This is a genomic window from Protofrankia sp. CiP1_Cm_nod4 (assembly GCF_982290645.1).
Genome location: NZ_CEVIVC010000005.1, coordinates 1 through 3,777, shown reverse-complemented (window position 1 = coordinate 3,777; position 3,777 = coordinate 1). Strand labels below are relative to the sequence as shown.

The 3,777-nt window shown below is 72.9% G+C and carries 4 protein-coding genes; 1 reads left to right on the top strand and 3 read right to left on the bottom strand.

Features of this window, described 5'->3' with window-relative positions:
• The first annotated feature begins 195 nt into the window (after positions 1-195).
• Positions 196-588 carry an SCO5389 family protein gene (locus AC5LSR_RS02205; RefSeq protein ID WP_250286891.1) on the top strand — a complete coding sequence of 131 codons (393 nt, stop codon included), beginning with the start codon at positions 196-198 and terminating at the stop codon, positions 586-588.
• Positions 589-591: 3 nt separating this feature from the next.
• On the opposite strand, the gene AC5LSR_RS02200 is transcribed toward AC5LSR_RS02205, so the two are convergent.
• The 3 genes from AC5LSR_RS02200 to AC5LSR_RS02190 all read right to left on the bottom strand — a co-directional run bounded on the left by AC5LSR_RS02200 (position 592) and on the right by AC5LSR_RS02190 (position 3,543).
• A complete protein-coding gene (locus tag AC5LSR_RS02200) occupies positions 592-1,542 on the bottom strand; it encodes a metal ABC transporter permease (protein ID WP_493464408.1) in 951 nt (316 codons plus the stop codon).
• Positions 1,543-2,490, bottom strand: a complete 948-nt coding sequence (locus AC5LSR_RS02195; protein WP_250287251.1) for a metal ABC transporter permease — start codon at positions 2,488-2,490, stop codon at positions 1,543-1,545.
• Positions 2,491-2,706: 216 nt separating this feature from the next.
• Positions 2,707-3,543 carry a metal ABC transporter ATP-binding protein gene (locus AC5LSR_RS02190; RefSeq protein ID WP_250287252.1) on the bottom strand — a complete coding sequence of 279 codons (837 nt, stop codon included), beginning with the start codon at positions 3,541-3,543 and terminating at the stop codon, positions 2,707-2,709.
• Positions 3,544-3,777: the final 234 nt, after the last annotated feature.

Genomic DNA, 3,777 nt, shown 5'->3' with positions numbered 1-3,777 from the left:
CATCCCCGACGCCCGCGCGGCATCCCCGGCGCCCGCGCGGCACCCTCACGCGCACGACGGCCCTGCATCCTGGCATCGAGACGGGCGCCGGGACGGCCAGCCCGCGACCGCCTCGATGCAATCCGTATTGACAACGGTTTCCAGATCGGGGACAGTTCCGCTCGGATGAACCACCCCGAGCGCCCAGGAGGTTCCGTGTCCCTGACCGTCTCCCCCGACCTGCTCGCCCAGGCCGAACGCGGCCACGTCCCGGACGACGCCTTCCTCGCCTGCGTGCGCGACTCGCTGCCGTACGCCTACGAGCTCGTCGAACGGCTCGCGGGCAGGCTGCCCGGCAGCGATCGCGACTTCGCGGACAACCTCGTCCCACCGCCGGACGACGCGGCGCAGGGGCAGCTGCTGCGGGCGATGGCGAGCACCGCCATCCGGGCCGCGCTGGAGAAGCGCTTCGGCGTGGCCCTCGCCTTCCAGAACTGTCACCGCCTGGCCGCGTTCCGGCCGGAGGCGGTCGGTGGGGAGCAGCACCGACGATTCATCTCCAACGAGAGCCAGGTACTCAACCAGCAGCCGGAGTTCGTCAACTGCTGATCGTCAACCGCTGATCCCGCCGCTGGCCAACGGGCCCGGCGTACCGCCGTGCGCGGGCGCGCCACCGGGCCCGGGCAGCGGGCTCGCCTCGCCCGCGGCGCCCCCGGCCGGCCGGGTCCCCCCTCGGGCCCGCCGGCGGCGGCGGGACGGCGTCCCGACGGCGGGCGCGAGCAGCGCCGACAACGCGAAGACCCCCGATGCGGTGAGCACGATCGCGCCACCGGCCGCCACGGACCACTGCCGGCTGACCGCCAGGCCGATAACGCCGCTGGCGGCCCCGAGGGAGACCGAGAGCACGGTCATGCCCCGCACGGTGTCGCACCACAGCCTGGCCGTCGCCGCCGGCGCCACGATCAGCGCGACCGACAGGATCGTCCCCACCGCCGGCACCGAGGTCACGATCGTCGCCTCGACCAGCAGCAGGAGGACGACATCGAGCCGGCCGGCCGGATAGCCGGCCGCGACGGTCGCGTCCCGGTCGAAGGCCCCGAAGACAAGCTCCTTGGACAGCAGCGCGAGAACCACCAGCACGACGGCCGCGACGATCCCGGAGGTCACCAGGTCGTCGGCCTGCACGGTGAGGATGGATCCGACCAGATAGGCGGTGAGGTCCCTGGTGAACCCCGACTGGGCCGACAACAGCAGCACCCCGAGGGCGAAGCTGCCCGACAGCACGACGCCGGTGACGCTCGTGCTGTCACCGCGGGCGGACAGCGCGGCCACGGCAAGAACCACCAGGAAGCCGAAGACCCCTGACCCGAGGTAGAGATTGATCCCCAGGATCGCCGCGAGCACCACCCCCGGGAAGGTGGCGTGCGTCATGGCCATCGTGAAGAAGCTCAGCCGCCGCAGCACCACGTGCACGCCGACCGCGCCGCACAGCGCGCCGACGAGCACCGCCTCGACCAGGGCACGGCGAGTGTAGGAATCCGACAGCAGGTCCAGGGCGGCCATCTACCGGACGCCTCCGCCCACGTGGGCCTGCCGGGCAGGCCGGTCGGCCGGGAGCCCGTCGACGTCCGCGACCTCGTCCGGCAGCCGCGCGCCCCGCCGCCAGCGGCGCCGGACGAGCGGGCCGACGCCCAGCGCGAGCAGGTAGAACACGACCAGCGCGAGCACGATCGTGGCGCCCGAGGCGAGCCGCACCCCGTGGTTGATCGACGCCTCGTAGCTGGCCGCGAGCCCCAGCCAGCCGCCGAGCACGCCGAAGAGGACCGCGAGCCCGGTCACGACCAGCAGCCGGTCGGAGAGCAGCCGGGCGGCGGCCGCCGGAACGACCAGGAGCGCGATGCTCAGAATCGTCCCGACAGCCTTGACCGCGGCGACGACGACCAGAGCGATCATCAGGTTCAGGACGAGGTCGAGCAGCACCACGCGGTAGCCCATGGCCCGCGCGGTCTGCTGGTCGAACGTCCGCAGCAGCAGTTCCTTGCGCAGCGCGTACAGCACCAGGCCGACCACCACGGCCACCACCGCCGTCTGCGTGATCTGGGTGGAGTCGACGGTGAGCACCCGGCCGAACAGGAACGTCGTCAGGTCGGCGGTGTAGGACCGCTGCCGCGACACGAGCACGACCCCCAGCCCGAAGAACGAGGTCAGCAGGATCGCGAGCGCGGCGTCCTGGCCCACCCGCGCCCTGGCCGCGGCGACGGTGAACAGCACCACCGCCAGGACCGCGAAGACCAGTGCCCCCGGGACGATCCCCGACTGCCCCGACACCAGGTAGCCGATGACGACCCCGGGGAAGACGGCGTGGCTGAGCGCGTCCGCGAGAAAGGCCAGCCGGCGCAGCACCACGAACACCCCGACGCCCCCCGCGAGCGCACCGAGCAGCAGCACCTCGACCAGCGCCCGCCGCATGAACGGCAGCGCGAACGGATCCAGCAGCAACCGGCTCAGCACCGCGGATCCCCTGCCGGGACGCCGCCTGCCGGGACGCCGCCTGCCGGTGCAGCCGCCGCCGGCCCTCTTGCCAGCGGCCCTCCCGCCGGCGGACGGCTCGGGAACGGGTGGCCCGCCCAGGTACGGCTCATGCCGGCTGATACGTAAGCCACCCGGTTTACCCCTATTTGGGGTGATACCGAAGGCATCCGAGGTACTGACCCGTGGACGGGTGGCTCACGGCTGGGCAACGATGACACCTTCGCCCCGCAGCTCGAGCGCGGCGCTGCCGTAGGCCGCCCGCAGCCGCTCGGGGGTGAGCGTCGCCGCGGTCGGGCCGAAACCGAACTGGTGCCGGTTGACCAGGCAGACGTCGTCGCAGGCCAGGTGCGCCAGGGACAGGTCGTGGGTGCTGATGACAACGGTGGTGCCGGCCGCGCGCAGACCGTCGATCGCTGACAGCAGCGCCTGCTGGGAGAGCGTGTCCACCCCGTTGAACGGCTCGTCCAGCAGCAGCAGCCTGGGCCGCTGGGTCATCGCCCGGGCAAGCAGCACCCGCTGCCGCTGGCCGCCGGACAGGGTGCCGAAACGGTCACCACCGCGGTGGGCGAGCCCCACCGCGGCCAGCGCCTCGGCGGCGATCAGCCGGTCGGGCCGGCGCGGCCGGCGTACCCAGCCGATCTGGCGGTAGCGGCCCATCAGCACGACCTGGCCGACCGAGACCGGGAAGTCCGGATCCAGGGTGTCGGCCTGCGGGACATAGGCGACGTCCTGACGGGCCCGGACCGGTGTCCGCCCGAGCACCTGGATGCGGCCGCGGACGACCGGGACGAGCCCGAGGATCGCCTTGATCAGGGTCGACTTGCCGCCCCCGTTCGGGCCGATGAGGGCGACCATGTGCCCCGCGCCCACCACCCCGTCCACGTCCTCGAGGACGGGCACCCGGCCGTAGGCGACGCTTGCGCGGTCGAAGACCACTACGGGGGAGAGACCGTCGTCGGCGTCCACGGGAGCTGTACCAGCGTCGACGTCGGCACCGCCGTCGACCTGGGAGCCGACCACCTGTTGCTTCACTTCACCATGCCTCACCGCAGGCCCTGGCGGACCATGCCTCACCGCAGGCCCTGGCGGACCATGCCTCACCGCAGGCCCTGGCGGACCATGCCTCGCCGCAGGCCCTGGCGGACCATGCCTCGCCGCAGGCCCTGGCGGCCTGTCGCGGTTCACAACTTCAGCAGCCCCGTTCTTCAGCGGCCCCGCTCCAGCCCGCCTCAGGATCCTCAGGCCCGCGTCAGGTCCCACCTCGCC

Coding starts and splice junctions, on each gene's coding strand:
- AC5LSR_RS02200 (WP_493464408.1), bottom strand. CDS start 1,542: ATGGCCGCCCTGGACCTGCTGTCGGATTCCTACACTCGCCGTGCCCTG.